20 protein-coding genes and 4 pseudogenes are annotated in these 17,702 nt (G+C 37.6%); 6 read left to right on the forward strand and 18 right to left on the reverse strand.

The window, feature by feature from the left end:
* Window positions 1-177: 177 nt before the first annotated feature.
* The 4 genes and pseudogenes from ELQ35_RS19580 to ELQ35_RS19595 form a co-directional block, all read right to left on the reverse strand.
* Complete coding sequence (locus ELQ35_RS19580; protein WP_126866873.1) at window positions 178-648, reverse strand: GAF domain-containing protein; 471 nt, start codon at window positions 646-648, stop codon at window positions 178-180.
* A gap of 87 nt (window positions 649-735) precedes the next feature.
* Window positions 736-2,136, reverse strand: a complete 1,401-nt coding sequence (locus ELQ35_RS19585) for an amidase (protein WP_126866874.1) — start codon at window positions 2,134-2,136, stop codon at window positions 736-738.
* A gap of 19 nt (window positions 2,137-2,155) precedes the next feature.
* Window positions 2,156-2,857: a cyclase family protein gene (locus tag ELQ35_RS19590; RefSeq protein WP_126866875.1), complete on the reverse strand. Its 702-nt coding sequence runs from the start codon at window positions 2,855-2,857 to the stop codon at window positions 2,156-2,158.
* A gap of 1,020 nt (window positions 2,858-3,877) precedes the next feature.
* Window positions 3,878-4,069, reverse strand: a pseudogene (locus ELQ35_RS19595) (hypothetical protein); the annotation flags it as partial.
* A gap of 155 nt (window positions 4,070-4,224) precedes the next feature.
* Between ELQ35_RS19595 and ELQ35_RS19600 the strand changes: the two are divergent.
* From ELQ35_RS19600 to ELQ35_RS19610, 4 genes and pseudogenes are all read left to right on the forward strand, one after another.
* A pseudogene (locus tag ELQ35_RS19600) lies at window positions 4,225-5,052 on the forward strand (IS4 family transposase); the annotation flags it as partial.
* A gap of 86 nt (window positions 5,053-5,138) precedes the next feature.
* The gene (locus tag ELQ35_RS23275) at window positions 5,139-5,588 is read left to right on the forward strand and encodes a reverse transcriptase family protein (RefSeq protein ID WP_246026145.1); all 450 of its coding nucleotides are present in this window, start codon (window positions 5,139-5,141) and stop codon (window positions 5,586-5,588) included.
* Window positions 5,589-5,835: 247 nt separating this feature from the next.
* The gene (locus ELQ35_RS23280) at window positions 5,836-6,204 is read left to right on the forward strand and encodes an HNH endonuclease (RefSeq protein WP_246026146.1); all 369 of its coding nucleotides are present in this window, start codon (window positions 5,836-5,838) and stop codon (window positions 6,202-6,204) included.
* 119 nt (window positions 6,205-6,323) lie between these two features.
* Window positions 6,324-6,554 (forward strand): annotated as a pseudogene (locus tag ELQ35_RS19610) (IS4 family transposase); the annotation flags it as partial.
* Window positions 6,555-7,020: 466 nt separating this feature from the next.
* On the opposite strand, the gene ELQ35_RS19620 reads toward ELQ35_RS19610, so the two are convergent.
* The 12 genes from ELQ35_RS19620 to ELQ35_RS19675 form a co-directional block, all read right to left on the reverse strand.
* Window positions 7,021-7,524 carry a YxiF family protein gene (locus tag ELQ35_RS19620; protein WP_126866876.1) on the reverse strand — a complete coding sequence of 168 codons (504 nt, stop codon included), beginning with the start codon at window positions 7,522-7,524 and terminating at the stop codon, window positions 7,021-7,023.
* Window positions 7,508-7,894, reverse strand: coding sequence for an HNH/endonuclease VII fold putative polymorphic toxin (locus tag ELQ35_RS19625; protein ID WP_246026147.1), 387 nt, complete (start codon window positions 7,892-7,894; stop codon window positions 7,508-7,510). Before ELQ35_RS19625 ends, ELQ35_RS19620 begins: the two co-directional genes overlap by 17 nt.
* 206 nt (window positions 7,895-8,100) lie before the next feature.
* Window positions 8,101-8,349: a hypothetical protein gene (locus ELQ35_RS23845; protein ID WP_126866878.1), complete on the reverse strand. Its 249-nt coding sequence runs from the start codon at window positions 8,347-8,349 to the stop codon at window positions 8,101-8,103.
* On the reverse strand, window positions 8,346-8,543 hold the full coding sequence (locus tag ELQ35_RS23850) for a hypothetical protein (protein WP_126866879.1): 198 nt from the start codon (window positions 8,541-8,543) through the stop codon (window positions 8,346-8,348). Before ELQ35_RS23850 ends, ELQ35_RS23845 begins: the two co-directional genes overlap by 4 nt.
* A 97-nt stretch (window positions 8,544-8,640) precedes the next feature.
* On the reverse strand, window positions 8,641-9,114 hold the full coding sequence (locus ELQ35_RS19640) for an immunity protein YezG family protein (protein ID WP_126866880.1): 474 nt from the start codon (window positions 9,112-9,114) through the stop codon (window positions 8,641-8,643).
* Window positions 9,115-9,123: 9 nt separating this feature from the next.
* Window positions 9,124-9,633 (reverse strand): DNA/RNA non-specific endonuclease, encoded by a 510-nt coding sequence (locus ELQ35_RS19645; RefSeq protein WP_246026151.1) that lies wholly within the window; start codon window positions 9,631-9,633, stop codon window positions 9,124-9,126.
* A 60-nt stretch (window positions 9,634-9,693) separates the two neighbouring features.
* Complete coding sequence (locus ELQ35_RS19650) at window positions 9,694-10,233, reverse strand: pre-toxin TG domain-containing protein (protein WP_126866882.1); 540 nt, start codon at window positions 10,231-10,233, stop codon at window positions 9,694-9,696.
* Between the two features lie 110 nt (window positions 10,234-10,343).
* The gene (locus tag ELQ35_RS19655; protein WP_126866883.1) at window positions 10,344-10,796 is read right to left on the reverse strand and encodes a YrhA family protein; all 453 of its coding nucleotides are present in this window, start codon (window positions 10,794-10,796) and stop codon (window positions 10,344-10,346) included.
* Between the two features lie 151 nt (window positions 10,797-10,947).
* On the reverse strand, window positions 10,948-11,415 hold the full coding sequence (locus ELQ35_RS19660; RefSeq protein WP_126866884.1) for a DUF600 domain-containing protein: 468 nt from the start codon (window positions 11,413-11,415) through the stop codon (window positions 10,948-10,950).
* Between the two features lie 11 nt (window positions 11,416-11,426).
* Window positions 11,427-13,415, reverse strand: a complete 1,989-nt coding sequence (locus ELQ35_RS19665) for a T7SS effector LXG polymorphic toxin (RefSeq protein WP_126866885.1) — start codon at window positions 13,413-13,415, stop codon at window positions 11,427-11,429.
* A 768-nt stretch (window positions 13,416-14,183) separates the two neighbouring features.
* Window positions 14,184-14,393, reverse strand: coding sequence for a DUF5370 family protein (locus tag ELQ35_RS19670; RefSeq protein WP_126866913.1), 210 nt, complete (start codon window positions 14,391-14,393; stop codon window positions 14,184-14,186).
* Complete coding sequence (locus ELQ35_RS19675; RefSeq protein ID WP_307366573.1) at window positions 14,351-14,917, reverse strand: GNAT family N-acetyltransferase; 567 nt, start codon at window positions 14,915-14,917, stop codon at window positions 14,351-14,353. The genes ELQ35_RS19670 and ELQ35_RS19675 overlap by 43 nt, the downstream gene beginning before the upstream one ends.
* Before the next feature lie 83 nt (window positions 14,918-15,000).
* Here ELQ35_RS19675 and ELQ35_RS19680 point away from each other — a divergent pair, with 83 nt between their 5' ends.
* Together ELQ35_RS19680 and ELQ35_RS23855 are read left to right on the forward strand one after the other, a co-directional pair.
* Entirely contained in the window at window positions 15,001-15,237 is a 237-nt protein-coding gene (locus ELQ35_RS19680) for a hypothetical protein (RefSeq protein WP_126866887.1), read from the forward strand.
* Window positions 15,210-15,488 carry a type II toxin-antitoxin system RelE family toxin gene (locus tag ELQ35_RS23855; RefSeq protein WP_126866888.1) on the forward strand — a complete coding sequence of 93 codons (279 nt, stop codon included), beginning with the start codon at window positions 15,210-15,212 and terminating at the stop codon, window positions 15,486-15,488. The genes ELQ35_RS19680 and ELQ35_RS23855 overlap by 28 nt, the downstream gene beginning before the upstream one ends.
* On the opposite strand, the pseudogene ELQ35_RS19690 reads toward ELQ35_RS23855, so the two are convergent.
* Window positions 15,476-15,946 (reverse strand): annotated as a pseudogene (locus tag ELQ35_RS19690) (DnaB-like helicase C-terminal domain-containing protein); the annotation flags it as partial. The gene ELQ35_RS23855 and the pseudogene ELQ35_RS19690 sit on opposite strands and share 13 nt — an antisense overlap.
* Window positions 15,947-16,255: 309 nt before the next feature.
* Window positions 16,256-17,593: an MFS transporter gene (locus ELQ35_RS19695; protein ID WP_126866890.1), complete on the reverse strand. Its 1,338-nt coding sequence runs from the start codon at window positions 17,591-17,593 to the stop codon at window positions 16,256-16,258.
* Window positions 17,594-17,702 lie beyond the last annotated feature (109 nt).

A 17,702-nucleotide genomic window follows, 5' to 3' on the forward strand; every position in this document is an offset into this window, starting at 1 on the left:
GACTATGCATGCAATAAAAAGAAAAGAATGGAAACCCAAAACAAATTGCATAATTGACCGGACAGGAATTGATATAACCTGCCAAATAGTTTTTTCTACCCATTGGGATATTAACTCGGTTTGTTATAAATAGCACCTATACGGGTGATTTAGATTTGTTTTCTATTAAATTCTGGATTAGTAATACTCCAAAGTAGTTTGCTGAACCTGAGCTTGAATATCTTTAAGAGTGGCTATATCCTCTTCTGACCAATCGCGCTTCCCATCATTAAAATGGACTGAGATAAGACCAACTAATTTTTCCCCATGAACGATAGGAGCCAACATTTGTGCTGTCACTCCGTAATGCTCTATTAAATGCTGTGGCGGTGCTGGGTCAGCTATATGACAATCATTTTGAACAAGAATATCTAACGTTTTTTCTAAATATTGAATGGGCATTACCGTCTGACGCACATTAGTAATACTTTTTCCACCAGTTAGCTTTATTACTCCATTTACTGTTGCTTCAGCAATAACATCTTCCAATTTAATGTCATGTTTAGGAATATCAAGTCGAAGCGTTGTTCGGCTGGATTTTGTTTCCTCAAGTAATTTTTGCATTAAATCATTCCAATTATCTAAGCGAAGTTTTGTTTGTTGTTTCATATTCTTTCTCCTTTCATAATGGCGGTATCCCTAACAATACCAACAAACGATTTGTTATATTTCCAAAAACAGTTCTCATCTTACTGTTTATAAAGATGGAGTTTTACTAGCCCATGGTCTTTCTTTTTCAAAGGCCGATGCTAACTTAAAAATATCAACCTCACGATTTGTATTAGAGATTATCTGTAATCCAATAGGTAAGCCTTCAGAAGTAAAACCACACGGGATAGAAGCAGCTGGATTTCCACTTAAGTTAAAAGGATACGTGTAATAGACCCAAGAAACAATGCTGCGGTCGCTCAGTTCGGCTGGTACATTCTCTCCTGCTCCAAATGGTGGTACCGGTAGTGTTGGTGACATAATTATGTCAAAGTGATTAAAAGTTTCCCGAACATTTTCTCGGAACTGAAACCTTTTAATCACTTTTCTATAGTAATCTTCAATTGTCTGATTACGAGCTAGGTCTAAAATATCTGCTACAGCTGGATCAAGTAGATCACGAGAGTTTTCAAGTGCACTCTTAAGTTTTGTACCAACACCTGCATAAAACTCAGAAGTCCATAAATCAATTGGATCTTCCTCAAAAAGACGGTCTACAAGCTCTATATGACATCCCATATTTTCAAATGTTTTAATAGCCTGATTTGTAGCATCCACCACTTCCTTATTAGGTCTTGCATATCCTAAAGTTGGACTCCAAGCAATTTTCAAACCATTAATCGGCTGTTCACATGCTGCAACAAAATCGGGAACATTTTCTGACACACTATATGGATCACGACTATCAAACCCGGAAATGATGCTTAACAGCAATGCTGCATCTTTTACAGTTCTGGCCAACGGACCAACATGTGCTAGTGTCGGTGTTGCACTTACTGGATAAATAGGTACTCTCCCAAACTGAGCTTTAATCCCAAACAAGCCACAGTAAGAAGACGGGATTCTAATCGATCCTCCACCATCTGTACCAAGTGAAAAAGGTGTAATACCTGCAGCGGTACTCGTCGCTGCACCAGCGCTTGAACCACCTGTTGTTTTCTCAAGGTCCCATGCATTTCGAGTTACACCTGTAACAGGACTATCCCCTCCACCTGCTTTACATCCAAATTCTGTCGTGGTAGTTTTACCGATAATACACGCTCCAGCTTTACGAATACGCTCCACAGATGGAGCATCCGTTTTAGCCACATTGTTTACCATCGTTCTTGATCCAAAGGTCGTTTTGAGATCTTTAACATCAATTAAGTCCTTTATTGAGATGGGTAAACCATGTAAAGGACCGAGTTCTTTACCATTAGCAAGTTCTTCATCTGCTTCCTTAGCTTGTTTCAATGCACCTTCATAATCAACTGAAACAAAGGCATTTAGTTTGGGTTCAAGTTCATCAAGACGATTTAGCGATGATTTGACCAGCTCAATTGACGAAATTTCGCGGTCTAGTATTGCTTTTCGCAAATCTATTGCACTCATATATGCTAAGTCGCTCATATTTCACTCCTTTGAATCATTATTCTTCTAACACAGCAAAAGCTCGGACTGGTGATCCGCTACCACCATGGAAATTGAGAGGTACACCATAAAACATAAATTCACCTTTTCCAACAAGTTCATCTAAATTAACTAGCCATTCATAGTGCGAAATACCTCTGTCTCGACATACTCGATGGCTTGGAAATTCACTATTGTTTGGTGCGTCTGTAGAAGGGCCTTCAACTCCATGAAGTTTTGAGCCACGATCTGCAAGCCAATGTGTCGCTTCAGCACTTAGACCTGGGTTACTCTGAACAACAGAAGCATTTGGATAGTGCCGCTTATGAAGGCCGGTATTCATCAAAACAATGTGTCCATCCACATTTAAACCCGATTTTGCCTCCGCTTCCTCCAAATCATTAACGTCTATAATTCCAAGGTCAGGGATATGAGTTAGATCAAAGCAAACAGCTTTTCCAAAAAACATATCAAGTGGCATCTCATCAATACCTGCTCCTTTAGGATTAAAGTGGTAAAAAGCATCTACATGTGTCCCTACATGGTCTAACATACTGATATGGCTTGTCGCAAACGAAATTGGATCCCCTTCCACACCAAGACCAAGAGAAACACTAAAGTCATGTGTCCACTGCTTTCCGTAAATTGGACTCTGAAATAGTTTGTGTGCTGGAATGTTGTCTTCAATTTTCAACGCCAAATCAATAATTCTTTTCCCCATAAAAAATCAACCTCCACTTAAAAAATTTTAAAAACATAATTCATAACTAACAAATGTCAAGGAACATAATAAATGGACTAGACTATCGTGACTACAAATCAATCCTTCACCGATTTTTATTGAATCCCTAAAAAAGACAAACAAAATGAACAAAAACCCCATTTAAAATCAACTATAGCAGTGGATCGAAGACCTATTAAGTTACAACAAGGCTTTTTTCCCTATTTCTTTCTGCGAAGTTAAGGAGTAAGAAAAAAAATTACTTTTTTTTGTATGCGGTAATCTTATTTTTGTGTGGTAGGCCTGTTGTTTGTGCTCTCCATTGATGAGTAGGTGGATAGAACAACGTTTCTAGTCATGTGTGTGATGTCTTGTTTGTTTGAGGTATATCTTATTTTTGTGTGGTAGGTCTGCTGTTTGTGCTCTCCACTGATGAGTAGGTGGAGGGTACTCCGAAAAATAAAGTTAAAAAGGGAAATCAGGCTAGACACTATTTCTAATTCAGAAAGTTATTTACTAAGAACAACTTCATATTAGCATAGCATCTAATAACAGTATGCATTTATGTAAGATTACCTAACATAAATTTTCAAAAAAAATCGATTAACGCTTTGTCAAAATATCACGCCCTATCAAATATTATATCGAAAGTAGTGAAAGCCCTTTCAAAGTATTTCAAGTACATCATATCACCAGAAACGAAGTAATTCAATATAAAAATTGATTTTTTTTATATTCAGACTCTAAGATGGAAAAAGTTAAATAAAATACCAATAGCGTTAGTCAAAATTTCAGTTTATACTTTTCCTTGAATTGAGGCCAAAAAATCAAAACCTAAAGAAAAGGTGTACTGACCACACCAAAAACATATGGGGTAATTTTATAAAGCTGAAGAGTTTTGTTTGCAAAAATGCAAAAGTCTTGATTGGGTCGATTGTCTGTAAAGTCGTTGAGAAGCTAAATATCACGTTGTTTGATTTGCGCGCTAATTAAGGTTGAGAGCCTTTTGATATAATGGTTCTATATTTGTAAAAATTCAATACTAATTCGGTCAACTTTCAATTCAACAAATTTACCAATTAAATCAGGACAATCAACAAAATACTCATCCTCATCAGAAATAAGTATTCCTGCATCTATTGAGTTTTCATGTAAAAAACCACGAATATAGTATTGGTAACCTACACCAATATGCTCCAACTCTTTCTTTTCATCATATATTTCATCACTAGTGTCGCATTAATTAATTTCCAATATTAAAAAGACTCAAAATCTTCTCTAACCTTATTTCGCGCAAAGAAAAAGTCCTTTATAATGGATAAAGTCAGGTGGTAACCCGTTCAAATCCACTAAAAAAGGATCCATAAATGGACAAGATTACAGGAAAGACTTCATTTGGACAATGGTTTTCACCGATAAATCTTCCATTATTTGAAGAAAACGTGAAAACGATGAAATTAGATTACTATACGAAAAAGTTAACGACAGAGTCACTCCTGAAATTACTACTTTTCGCGCAGCTTCAAGAAATAGAAAGTCTGCATGCGTTGGGCGATTGTCTTTTCGATGACCAGCTTCAAAAAGGAACTGACCTTGATTCTATCAGTATTTCTCAGCTGTCACGCCGTTTAAATGGCATGAATCCAGATATATTCCATCGGCTTTTTCTTAATTTAGTGACCAAGATTCATGCAAAAACGCATTATACTAAGCTCGTGATGCCGTTGAAAGTTATTGATTCCAGCACATTACCACTCAATTTGACGAATCATCCATGGGCAAAATTCCGTAAAACAAAGGCAGGCGTGAAGTTGCATCTTCGACTCGTCTTTATGGAAAAAGGGACATCCAATCCTGAAAAAGCTGTGATGACATCCGCGAAAGAACATGATCGTGGCCAGCTTGAAGTGCTGGTGGATGACAAGGATTGCATGTATGTGTTTGATCGTGGCTATCTGGATTATGAGCGCTTTGATCGTATGACAGATGATGGCTACTTTTTTCTGTCAAAGCTTCGAAAAAATGCCGTTATACGGGAAATTTATGATTTTAAATTGCCAGAGAACTCACCTGTTTTATCAGATCAAATGGTGTTGATTGGCACAACGCAAAACCGGGCAGAAAATTATTTCCGCCTGCTAAAAGTCGTTGATACAAAAGGAAACGAACTCCATTTACTTACGAATCGATTTGATCCAGACCAATTAATCTGTTGAGGAAGCCGTTGTGCAAACCTGACTAACGCCAATTAAGGCAATCTTCCGAAATGGAGGTGATGCCATTGGTTCAACAATTCGACTATCCAAAATCAGAATCGGAACTCCGAAACCTGCAAGATAATTTATATTCGGTAGCTAAGGCAAAAATCCAACACGGAGATATACCAAATTTCAAAGGACTACTAGAAATTATATCCTCTGAAGTGGTCATTTTAACCGCAATCCATAAAATCAAAGCAAATAAAGGGAGTCAAACGCCGGGCACAGATCAAGAAATCATGAGGAAAAACATTCTTGAGCAGGATTACCAAAAAGTGATTGATCGAGTACAAAAGGCTCTTCAACACTATAAACCCGGACTCATACGAAGGAAGTTTATCCCCAAACCGGAAAAACAAGAAAAACGTCCCTTGGGGATTCCTACCATAATCGACCGGATTATTCAAGAATGCATAAAGATCGTGATCGAGCCAATATTAGAGGCACAATTTTTCATACAATCAATAAAATAAATTCCAAAATTCGAGGGATTATACAATATTACGAAATTGCAACATGGGTAAATATCGAAATGCGAAAGTATAGCCAAGTAATCCTATATTCAGCATACAAAGCCCTAAAGAAATACGGAGGAAACTGGACACCAGCCAATCTAGTAAACAATCTTACGTCCGTTCATTCTGAATATACCACTCAGATACCAGCAATTCAATACAGCGGGGGATTGAAGATTGGCATAACCAATTTAGGCTTCTGCAAATGGAAAAGGAATACAAGCAAGAATCAAAACGAGACTCCTTATTCAGAAACAGGGAGAAAAGAGCAGATGATATGTTAAGCCTACATTACTCTGAACTCATTGCAAAAGGAAAAACTAACAAACTATATAATTTCGAGTATTTTCTAAACCGGGCATATGCTTTTAATCGCGATGGCGGAAAATGCAGAGTATGTACAGACCCAATATGGTCACCTGAGGATATTCATATCCATCACATACGCCCTTATTTACCTATGGATGAAGTAAATCGTGTACAAAATCTAGCAACTGTACATAGAAAATGTCATCAAGCAATTCATAAGAAAAAGATAAAAGATTTTAGAGAAAAGTTAAAAGGGTCTTGTTAAAAGCAAATAATTGATGGAACGACGTGTGCTGTGAAAGTCGCACGCACGGTGTGAGGTGAGGGAAAAGAGCCCCGAACGTTATATCTCAGATATAGACGTGGGTGACTCTTACCTATCGCTACAAATGGATCAAACAGCACCACAGTATCAAGAAATTTTACGGGCAAAGCGAATGGGCCATTCAAAACCAAGTATTTATAGCGCTTATCGTATTTTGCCTACATGTGCTGGCGCAAATCGAAACGAATAGTAAGCGAAAAACCTTACAAATTAGTCGTTATGTAAGAGCCGCTTTATGGAAGCCAGCACATATTCGGATTCGGAAAATCAAGGGAGAATCCGTACCGTAAAGAGTAAAATGTCGCTGTCACTCCAGTCTAAATGTAAATAAATTTCCAAATGGATGAAGCCACCTTAGATTGGGTATTACCTTTTTGGCTCTAGACAGGGAAATATATTAAACTGAAAATTCTGACGGTATTTATGCAACACTAGTGAACTGCATTATTCAAATTATTCTTAAGTACAACTTGACCATTAATTTTATAGAATACGTCAAATGCATACATTTCGGGCTCATACGAACAATAAATGTAAATATCCTCAGCCTGATTTTCAAGATACTCCAAACAGATAGCGGCCTTATCTGTTTGTAACTTAGATAGATATTCTTTAAATTCTTTACTCATAATCTAGCTCTTCATTTAGCATATTCACTAGGTATATCATTATCTAGATAAGTATCCTCTCCATAATTTTCATAGCTTTCTCAATCATTTTTGAAATGCATATAGCCAATTTAGGTTCTCATATGTTTTATTTTAATATTAGTCCCCAAACACTAAACTCATAAAAATATTCCGTTCGTTCTATACACAAACCAAAATAAAGATCTTCTGCAACTAGAATAAAATCCCCATATCCCTCTAAAAACTTTGTTAACTTAAGAACTTTATCTAAGTTACTAAATACTTCATTAACATTAATCAACACCGCTTCTATTTCGTTTTCCCTAAAAAACAATAGGCTTCCTTTCTTTGGGATTCCTTCTATATTATCAATAGTTTCATTTAGCAACTGTATTGACTTTTGAATATTTTCTTTATAGTCATCTCCCTCCAAAAGAACCTTATTTTTCTTTGTGTTAAGTAATGAAAATACTTTTTTACAAAATAAATCGTTATCTTCAATATCTAAAAAAGGTTCCTCTATAATATTCATGAAGTTTAATTCCTTGATTAAATTCTTCCTTCTATTTTTTCTTTTTAACAACTCCATCTTTTTTATTCTCTCGCCACTCAAATTATTCACCTTCCTCATGTTGCCCCTTCTTTTTATAACCAACAAAATCTTCTGGTGAATGTCCAGGATACTGATTATATCTTCCTTTTTCTAATGGGCTTCCCTTTAAATCGTCAGCACCATGAAAATGAGGACCTCGTCCAAATTTATCTTCTCTGTGTTCTATTATATATTTTTTCTTTCCATCTACTTCAAATTCATATACTCTTCTATTCTCATTTGTCCCATCATAAACATCAACATGATTCTTGTGCTGAGTAGAGTTAGGTATTCCCGCCCTTCTCTTCGCATCCCTAAATGCTCCATTTTTTGTTAGTACCTTGTCAATATCCACCGTACCCTTAGTTGTATTACCAACCGTAGTCTCCCCGGCTTCCCCAGCCTTCACACTCTTCAGAGAGAAATCCTGCTTTAATTCATTTACTGTTTACTTTTAAACCTCGATCACTTTAGCATATATGCCGTAGCCTGCAGCTTCTTGCACCCGAACTCCAACAGGTATTTCCACTTTCCCAACTTTCTTCCCTATGTCCTTTAGCATTCGCTGGGCTTCTTCCACTTTGGCTTTTGCATATCCATTGCTAAACGGCAGCTTCAGGCCATTGGAGATCTTTCGGTCCGTGTAACGGGCAGCCCCGGAACGCCTAGAATTCCAAGTGCTTGATACAAGCTTTGTTTCTGCTGTTCTACAGTAAGCTGGTTTCCGAACATGTCTTTTCCGGTGACTGCCTCAGAGAGACCGTTTGCAGGTACCAGGCCGTAGATGCCCATTTCGGTCTGTTCGAGGATTTTAAAGGATTTGGCCGTTTTATAAGTGTCTAGCGCATGGTTCGCTGCGTTCATTCCTTTGGCTGTTCTATAAATAGCTCTTCCGACTTTAAAGGCTCTTCCTGCTGCAGCCAATGCCCCGGCAGTGACACGCTCTGCATTGGATAGCTTTCGGTCGGTGACGGGATCAAATATATTGAAATTATACCAAGTTTCCCATAATTCATTTCGTTCAATTTATTGGTAAATATCCCCTCATCCTGTTCCATTCATCCGATTTACCTCCAGGTACATTCTCAAATTTAAGGCAAAAAAATACCCTGAAAGGTTAAGACCTAACAAGTTATGTCAAAATATTTAAAACTATTATTCTTTACTTTTCGCTAAAAATTTATCAATAATTTCTTTTGGTCTAGGTCCATCAGCTATGATACCAAGATTCTTATATTCCCAGATAATTTGTTGCTTATAAGAGTCCACCTCAGATAAGTTTTCATAACTATACTCAATATTAATATCACCAGTATGATCCAATGTAAATGTTAGATTTGTCCATTTCTCCTGCTTTTGCTGTTCAAATTCGTTCCATAGTTCTGTAAAACAATCATATAAGTCATCTTCCAATTCTTCAAAAGCTTGTTGATCCGAACCATAATACTTTGTAATTTCCAAGTTATATACAGGTTCACTTTTCCTTTCAGGATAGTAGTAAAAAAATACCTGTCTTCCATCTTCACCAACTTCAGCATAAAGATAAATTTTAATCCATGGTTCCGGAATCATCTCATTTAAGATAGTGGCTACTCTTTGATATATTTGTTCCATTTCTTTTGTTTCCATATTTTCCTCCTAAGGATTATCCAAACGCTTCCTTATTTCTTTTCCATCTATTGTATACTTTACTACAAACTCTGTGGGTCTCAATGAATCTCCTTTATATTTTGGTGTAACATTTACAATTACTTCTTGGCCTGCCTCAATAGCAGTTTTCCACGATATTTCTAACTGTCGATAATAACCTTGATTTACTAGTTTACCGTTCATAGGGACCATGTTGTCAACTAACCCTGAGCCTCCAAATATATGGGCAATTAAGTGGCCGCCATGATCTCCTTGTTTTCTGTCCTCTCCGCCAGTTTTTATCTGGTGAGTTGTATTTCTATTTCCTTCACCTAATTGTAATTTACCTTTTGCACTATTAATTCTTCCTAATCCATCTGTAGAATAGTCATATCCATTTGAATTATATTTAATATTTGGTTTTAGTCGATATTCTCCTTTAATTATATGTTCAGGTTTAGCTTGTTTTCCTGATTCCACCTTGCCGACTAGATCCTTCCCAGTTTCCCTAGCCCCCACACTCTTCAAAGAAAACTCCTGCTTTAATTCATTAATCGTTTTCTTTTGAACCTCAATTACTTAAGCATTTATGTCGTAGCCTGCAGCTTCATGCACCCGAACTCCAACAGGTACTTCCACTTTCCCAACTTTCTTCCCTAAGTCCTTCAGGATTTCCTGGGCTTCTTCCACTTTGGCTTTTGCATAGCCATTGCTATATGGCAGTTTCAGGCCATTGGAGGTCTTTCTGTCCATGTAACGGGCAGCACCGGCAACGCCAAGAATCCCAAGTGCTTGATACAAGCTTTGCTTCTGTTGTTCTTCAGTAAGCTGGTTGCCGAACATGTCTTTTCCGGTGGAAGCCTCGAAAAGGCCGTTTGCAGATATGAGTCCGTAGACGCCTGCTTCCGTCTGTTCGAGGATTTTAAAGAATTTGGCCGTTTTATAAGTATCTAGCGCATGGTTCGCTGCGTTCATTCCTTTGGCTGTTTTATAAAATGCACTGCCGCCTTTAAAGGCTCTTCCTGCCAAGCCAACAACAGGAATGAATCCTGTTGCAGCCAATGCCCCAGCAGTGACACGCTCTGCATTGGATAGCTTTCGGCCGGTGACAGGATCAATGCCTCATCGAATATACCCCTGACAAGATGGCTTCTTCTCATAAAAAAACTTGAAAGGTAGAATACCAATCAAGTTCACTTAAAATTTCACACATTTAAAGAATAGATGTATTACAATAATGCATCTGACAATATTTTTTTAAGCATGTCATCAAAATGTGTAAATCTATCCATTTCTCTTCCTGATGGATTATCTAATTCTATAAATTGTTTTTTATTTATTTCATATACATACCAACTGATATTACTTTCTCCTAAAAACAAATATTTTTCCTGTTCTTCATTTTCATACCAAATCTGATTTAAAGAAATTAATCCATTAATATGTTGATTCGGTGTAATTTTTAATAAATATTCATCAATTCCATATAAAATAAACCCATTAAATTCTATACCATTTATTATTTTCAAAAATTCACTATATTCATTTAGTAACTCGCAGTTTAACTCTTCTTTTACAGCTTTCTGAAATTTAGTTAATTCTGCTTCACTAGCACCAATGTTTACTTTTTCACCATACAACTTTTTTTCCTCAATTATTTCTTCTAGATTAATTTTCCACATTTCTTTCGCCCTTTAATGTTTTTTCGGATATAGCTTCCCTTTAGGATCTCGAACTAAAACTATTAATTTTCTGAAAAGAATGCACAAAATATTCGGCACTTCACCCCCATTAATTAACTTTGAAAGGCTTATAGCCAATCAAGGTCTAGTTTTACAAATTAGTTTCCTTCACTTCTTCGAACCATAAATCAAAAATATCATCAGGTAATAGTTCGTCATCGTTTGAATAAACTAAATCATATTTATATTGTCCTTTTAGACCGTTTTGCTTCACATTATAATGCAATTTCATTTCTGTAGGCATTTCGTTATTGAATTCTTCACACTTTTTATGGATAAGCTTCAAGTTTTGATTACCGATTCTTAGTGCAGCATTCTGTCTTTCTCTTGAAACATCATAATCTTGATTGTGTTGAATATCCAAGTCTTTTATAGCCTCATTTAGTTGATTTTTATGGACAATCTTTCCGTTAATTTTATAGAAAAAATCAAAAACATACATTTTTGGTTCATATGAACAATAGATAAAGATATCATCAGCTTTATTATCGACATACTCTAAACAAATCGCCACCATGTCTGCTTGTAATTCTGAAAAATAATCCTCAAATACCTTCACATATTCACCTCCTAGTTCTCTATGCTAGTAAACCTCATACGACCATCTATTTCATATTCTATATCAAAACTGCTCGGTCTTAAACCATTCCCTTCGTAATTCACTTTAACGTTAACTGAAACATTCTTTCCCTCATCTATTGCTTTAGCCCAATGATTTTCTAACTTTTTGTATATACTCAAATTAACGCTACTTGATTGAGACACAAGATTATCTAAATCTGGAGAACCTCCAAATCTATCTGCAGCTAAATGCCCTGCATGGTCTCCAGATTCTTTTCCAGGAGTATTGGACTTATGCGGTAATCTATTATCACGTTTTGTTAATTTTAAGTCATCCGCATTAAATTCAGTAAGTCTTCCAAATTCATCTGTCTTATATTGATAATCATATTCACCTGCTTGATATTTTATATTTGGTTTTAATTTTCCACTTATATTTATATGACTTCCATCTTTTATAATGTCATCTGAGATATCACTAGCTTTTTTTACATCATTACCCTTAGCTGGATTTCCCATCGTAGTCTTACCAGTTTCCCCAGCCCCCACACTCTTCAAAGAAAACTCCTGCTTTAATTCATTAATCGTTTTCTTTTGAACCTCGATCACTTTAGCATTTATGCCGTAACCTGCAGCTTCATACACCCGAGCCCCAACAGGTACTTCCACATTCCCGACTTTCTTCCCTAGGTCCTTTAGGATTTGCTGAGCTTCTTCCACTTTGGCTTTTGCATATCCATTGCTATACGGCAGCTTCAGGCCATTGGAAGTCTTTCGGTCCATGTAACGGGCAGCACCGGCAACACCAAGAATCCCAAGTGCTTGATACAAGCTTTGTTTCTGCTGTTCTTCAGTAAGCTGGTTGCCGAACATGTCTTTTCCGGTGGAAGCCTCGAAAAGGCCGTTTGCAGATATGAGTCCATAGACGCCTGCTTCCGTCTGTTCGAGGATTTTAAAAGATTCGGCCGTTTTATAAGTGTCTAGCGCATGGTTCGCTGCGTTCATTCCTTTGGCTGTTTTATAAATAGCACTGCCGCCTTTAAAGGCTCTTCCTGCCCAGCCAACAACAGGAATGAATCCTGCTGCAGCCAATGCCGCGGCAGTGACACGCTCTGCATTGGATAGCTTTCGACCGGTGACGGGATCAATTCCTTTGGCGGCTCTGATACTATCATAATATCCCGTTACTTCCCCCGTAAAGGTGGTCACACCATCCCAGGCTTTTTCGTACCATGGTCTTTGTTCTTGTGCTTCGATTTCCTTCTCGACTATTCTGGCTTCCGCCTGATCCTTCTTGAAAGTCAAATAAGCTGCTTTTTGTTTTTCTGCTTCATCTTTAAGCTGATAGACTTCACTATTATGATAGGATTTCGCATCGAAATAAAGCGGCGAAATGGTGCCTCCCTGGCTGCTCGATGCCAGCAGTTGTCCGAATAAGGTAGCCAAATACGTTTCTGCACTTTCCGATGATTCATATTCGCTTGTCATGTTATGGTCCAATATATGGACTTGTTCAATGCTGTTTTTTCTTTTTTGTTCAGCTTTATCTATCTTTTCGTCAAACGCGTCCCGTGAAAAGATTTCCAGAGGAACCAAGTCATTGATGCTATCAAAAATCTTTTGCAGGTCATCCTGCTGGGCGGAAACAAGTTGATTTGATCTGGTGTAGGCTTGTCCTAATTCGTCTTGCAAAAAAGGAATCTGGACAATCGTGTCTCCCGAAAGCTCCACATCCTCAATAGAACCAGATATCCCCTTAAAAAATGCAACTCTCACATCGATCAGCTGGATCCAGGCATCGACAACTTCCACCTGAGCTTGGAAAAATCCTTTGATCGCTTCCGCACCTTTTCCCTGGAAGGCATCATCCAGCTCTATAATACTGGCAAAATTCTTTTTTAACGTACCAAGCTGATTTCTGAAATTTTCGTACTCACTTCCCCGCTCTTCCATTGCACTTATCAATGTTTTCGCTTCATAGATTTTACTATTCACCATAGGTTCAGGGTACCCTTTCCTCGTTTCGTAGTATTGCCGTTTTTTCGAATGATAAAATCTGCATGTCCGGGTTCCTGAGATTCATGCAGACTAAAATAGAATCATACATATGATGTTAAATTATGGTTCCCCCTTATTTTAAGTCAATGATTCTGAACAACTCAAGGAAAGTCAGATGTTCTGTTGGAAAACGATAGGAAAGTCCTAGTCTATAGATTTACTATTGTTTTGCAGCCGTTGTTAAAGTTACTTCTCCTGTTTCCTGTTTCCGTTTGGAGAGTCAATCCTGGTCGCATCTTTAGTATCTAGTCCCGATCTTAAGAAATAGAAAAATATTCCGCCCAATAATCCTAGACAAATAGTAAATCCTACAGTTATCATCCATAAATAAGCCAAGAAAAATCCTCCCCTTTTTATCATGTATATGCACTGTGGCAAACATAATTTCCACGTATAAAATGCAGGGGTTAATTTTCGACCTAATGATTGTAACCGTGAGCTATAACGGATGATAAAAAAACTGGAAGTTTTGATTTAAACTTTACCAATACCAAGGCAGGATTGGTCCTTATGGGAAAAAAGTGAATAGGAAAAAGCTACATAATTGAGGAGAATCTACAATGACTAAAAGAGAGCATTTTTTAGAAAAGCTCAATAATAAAAGCCTTACCTCTTATTGAAGTAAAGCAAGGCCACCCGATCATTTAATTTTCCGGTTTTCCCCCATCTGGTAATGGCATACCATTTTGGCAAAAGCATATATCGATTTTAGTTTACAATTTGCCCTTGGATAAATCTGATCCCTCGCTGATCGCAATAAGTATCCATTAGCTGTTCAATTTGATCAAGATTCGGTACTTTTTCGGAAAAAGAAAATTTTATTTCTTCTATAAACTCTCCATTGTTATATACATGAATCGCGCCATTTTGATTGATTACACTAGGTTCTTTCGTAAAACGGTTATAAAACCATCCAATATATCATGGCTAACAGAAAATCCTTTACGTTTATAGAATTCCAAAGCGCTATTATTGCCATTTGAGACAAAGATAAAATAATCTTCAATATCATCAAATTGTTTCAACCACTTCATTGACATATTGAAAAGTTTAGATCCAACCCCATATTGTCTGTACTCTTCTTTAATATAAAATTGGGATAGACAACCTACATTATTTCTGCTAATAGAAGAAAGGTCCTCAAACGTTTTTCTTGGATTTCTCATCTTTTGGGTACTGATGTCACCAAGGAAACTTGTCGCTCTTTTTAAGAGCTGCTTTTTGGCCATTTCCAAAGAAAAGACAAGGCATACATCCTTGTTGGACGCGTGAGCCGCTATGTTCAAGGCAAAAGCTGTCTTCCCGACGCTGGGCCTGGCTCCTATTACGATAAAGGCAGATTCCTGAAATCCGCCTGTTAGCATGTCGAGCTTTCGGAAGCCAGCAGGAATGCCTGTTATGTCCGCATACTCCGTTTCACAATCATGGTAAATTTCGGCCAGGCAGTCTGACCCCTTTTTCCTTTAAAATGAATACTTTATTGTGTATAATAAAGGGAAATTAATCTCATTTAAGGGGTGGTATAATGAGTATTCGCAAAGAAGACCTTCATCTACTTGTAGACCTTGTGACTGATAATGATGCAAAACTCGTGTATGATCTAATTAGGGTTGTTATTGATAAAGATGATGAAAAAGATATTATTGTTGAAGCTGATAACTCACCATTAACAGATCAAGAAAAGAAAATATTAAAACAAGCTGATATTGATATTAAAAATGATGATCTCGTTGATTGGGACGATCTCCGTGCCATGATGTAAAAATCAGAAAGCCTGCAGTTAAGTATTATCAGAAGTTACCACCTAGGTTACAAAACAAAGTCAAAGAGGTCATTAGTCAACTTCGTGAAAATCCATATGCTGTTGCAAATGTAAAGCCTTTAGAGGGATCCGATCATGATGATTTTCGAATTCGTATCGGATCCCTTCGGCTATTGTATCGTATAGAGAATGATAATTTGATTATTATTGTATTAGATATTGGACCCCGTGGAGATATTTACAAATTATGATCTAACGTCAGTTGAGATAAATTACAGGGGACTTGAAAATAGTGGCCACCATGATCAAACTTATTATTCACACCCTTCTCTGTCTCCTCAAACCTCCCATATTCTTTATGAAAGGCAAGCTTCACCGTCCCAATCGGACCGTTCCTTTGTTTTGCCAAAATGACTTCAACGGTATTTTCCTCTTCGGAATCCAAGCTGTAATAATCATCTCTGTACAGGAAGGCGATGAGGTCGGCATCCTGTTCGATTTGTCCGCTTTCGCGCAAGTCTGACAGCATCGGCCGTTTATTTTGCCGGCTTTCAACGCCGCGGCTGAGCTGGGAAAGGGCAATTACTGATACATGGAACTCTCTTGCCATGTGCTTCAAACCCCGGCTGATTTCCGCCTGGCGGTTCTGTTTGTGCTTTGCATCCCCGACAATTAGTTGAAGGTAGTCGATCACAACAAGTATCCTTTTTACGAATGAACCACCACCTTAAGAGTCAGCTATCTTGTAGCAGTCGATATTCAATTATATTAAAGGCAATAATACACCCCTTCTTAACTTAACCTAACCCATATTCTGCGGTACTCTACAATTCCAGTTCACAAGTTAAACAGAAGAGTAGAAGATCATTCAGTCTCCATTTTCTTTGCCCTATCAGATCAGTCGTTATTATGTCGTTAATTGCTTAAAAATATATAAGAAAACTATTTTCTTCATATTTATTAGTCCAGTGAAAAATTCAGTTGAAGGCCAGCGTGATATCAAATGCCCTTAACATATTCAAATTGAATTTGGTAAGGAATCTTGATCTGTTTCTAAATTATTTTGATTATTCCTTCCAGGTTTAACAAATAGCATGGCCAACATTCCCATCCCAGCTACAATTGCAGCCGCGGCAAACATTGCAGTGTATCCACTGTTCGCTACGAGGACACCGGTAAAAGTCGGTGCAATAATTGTCGCGGTATTGGCGATGAAATGAGTGACACCTCCAAATGTCCCTGCTTTTGAAGGTTCTGTGTCAATTACTACCGTCCAATAAATATTAGCCGGCAAATAGTTAAAAGCATTTCCAATCGCCATCAGAGTCAGCACAGCGCCAACACTATTTACCGTAGGAATCAACGTAAAGCATATGGCTGTTAATAACAACGAGACAAATGCCAAACTGGATCTCGCGATGCGGAGATTTCCTGTTTTCCGGCGAAGATAATCGGAAAGGTAACCACCTAATAACACAGTAAAGCAAGCGCCAATCCAAGGAACCATTCCTAGATACCAAAGAGATGATAACTGAAAACCAAAGGTATCTTGCAAATACTTTGGGGTCCAAGTCAGGATAAGGAAATTTACATACTGAAACGCAAAATATGCTAAAGAGTTAAAGACGAGTGTAGGGTTTTTAAAGAAATGATACCAAGGAACACGGGCCTGTTCTGCCTGAACCAAAGTCGTTTCGTTTTTCAACAATCCTTCAGTTGATCGAATTTCAGCCAATTCTTCTTTCGAAACCTTAGGATGATCCTCAGGTCGATTTGTAAACATCCTTGCCCAAATCACACACCAAACAACACCAAGTAAACCAAGGAAGATAAACATAAACTTCCATCCGCCGAGACTTATTAAACCTACGGCAATCGGCGCAGTTAACAACGCTCCTACCGGACCTCCCAAAAATCCCATAGAAACGGCGAATGCCTTTTCTTTTGGAGCTGCCCAATTCGCCATCGTTCGATTCATCGTAGCAAAAATTGGGCCTTCTGCAAGTCCAAACAGCACTCGAAACAATGCAAATCCCACTAAAGCAGAACCACCAAATAACATTAATCCTATATTTCCAGCAAATGCGGTCCCTATTTCAAAAATAGACCAAAAGGCAGCTACCAATAACCAAACAAACTTTGGACCTTTTTTATCAGCAAGAATTCCCCCAAACAAAGCTCCAAACATATAACCGTATCCGAAATAACCTAATATGGCTCCCCAAGCCTTAACATCTAAACCGAATTCTTCTATAATATCGGCTTGAGCATAAGAAATGGCACCTCGGTCAGCATAATTAATGATCGTTATAAACACAATCATGATCATAATGACAAAACGGTATTTTCCGTTCATCGATCTTCCTCCTTTTATTTAAGAACACTAGTGGACTTTCGGGTTCTTTCAATTCAAGAGTTCCATCCTAAGCCATGATATAGACCTGTATGCTGTTCTTATGAGGTTT

This window comes from Peribacillus cavernae (assembly GCF_003989135.1).
Taxonomy (GTDB): Bacteria; Bacillota; Bacilli; order Bacillales; family DSM-1321; genus Peribacillus; species Peribacillus cavernae.

Bases quoted from the DNA above. Each gene is read 5' to 3' on its own strand.
- ELQ35_RS19585 (WP_126866874.1), bottom strand. From the start codon at position 2,136: ATGAGCGACTTAGCATATATGAGTGCAATAGATTTGCGAAAAGCAATA.
- ELQ35_RS23850 (WP_126866879.1), bottom strand. From the start codon at position 8,543: ATGGAACAGGATGAGGGGATATTTACCAATAAATTGAACGAAATGAAT.
- ELQ35_RS23280 (WP_246026146.1), top strand. From the start codon at position 5,836: ATGGAAAAGGAATACAAGCAAGAATCAAAACGAGACTCCTTATTCAGA.
- ELQ35_RS19640 (WP_126866880.1), bottom strand. From the start codon at position 9,114: ATGGAAACAAAAGAAATGGAACAAATATATCAAAGAGTAGCCACTATC.
- ELQ35_RS19655 (WP_126866883.1), bottom strand. From the start codon at position 10,796: ATGTGGAAAATTAATCTAGAAGAAATAATTGAGGAAAAAAAGTTGTAT.
- ELQ35_RS19580 (WP_126866873.1), bottom strand. From the start codon at position 648: ATGAAACAACAAACAAAACTTCGCTTAGATAATTGGAATGATTTAATG.
- ELQ35_RS19665 (WP_126866885.1), bottom strand. From the start codon at position 13,415: ATGGTGAATAGTAAAATCTATGAAGCGAAAACATTGATAAGTGCAATG.
- ELQ35_RS23845 (WP_126866878.1), bottom strand. From the start codon at position 8,349: ATGAACGCAGCGAACCATGCGCTAGACACTTATAAAACGGCCAAATCC.
- ELQ35_RS19680 (WP_126866887.1), top strand. From the start codon at position 15,001: ATGAGTATTCGCAAAGAAGACCTTCATCTACTTGTAGACCTTGTGACT.
- ELQ35_RS19620 (WP_126866876.1), bottom strand. From the start codon at position 7,524: ATGAGGAAGGTGAATAATTTGAGTGGCGAGAGAATAAAAAAGATGGAG.
- ELQ35_RS19590 (WP_126866875.1), bottom strand. From the start codon at position 2,857: ATGGGGAAAAGAATTATTGATTTGGCGTTGAAAATTGAAGACAACATT.
- ELQ35_RS19695 (WP_126866890.1), bottom strand. From the start codon at position 17,593: ATGAACGGAAAATACCGTTTTGTCATTATGATCATGATTGTGTTTATA.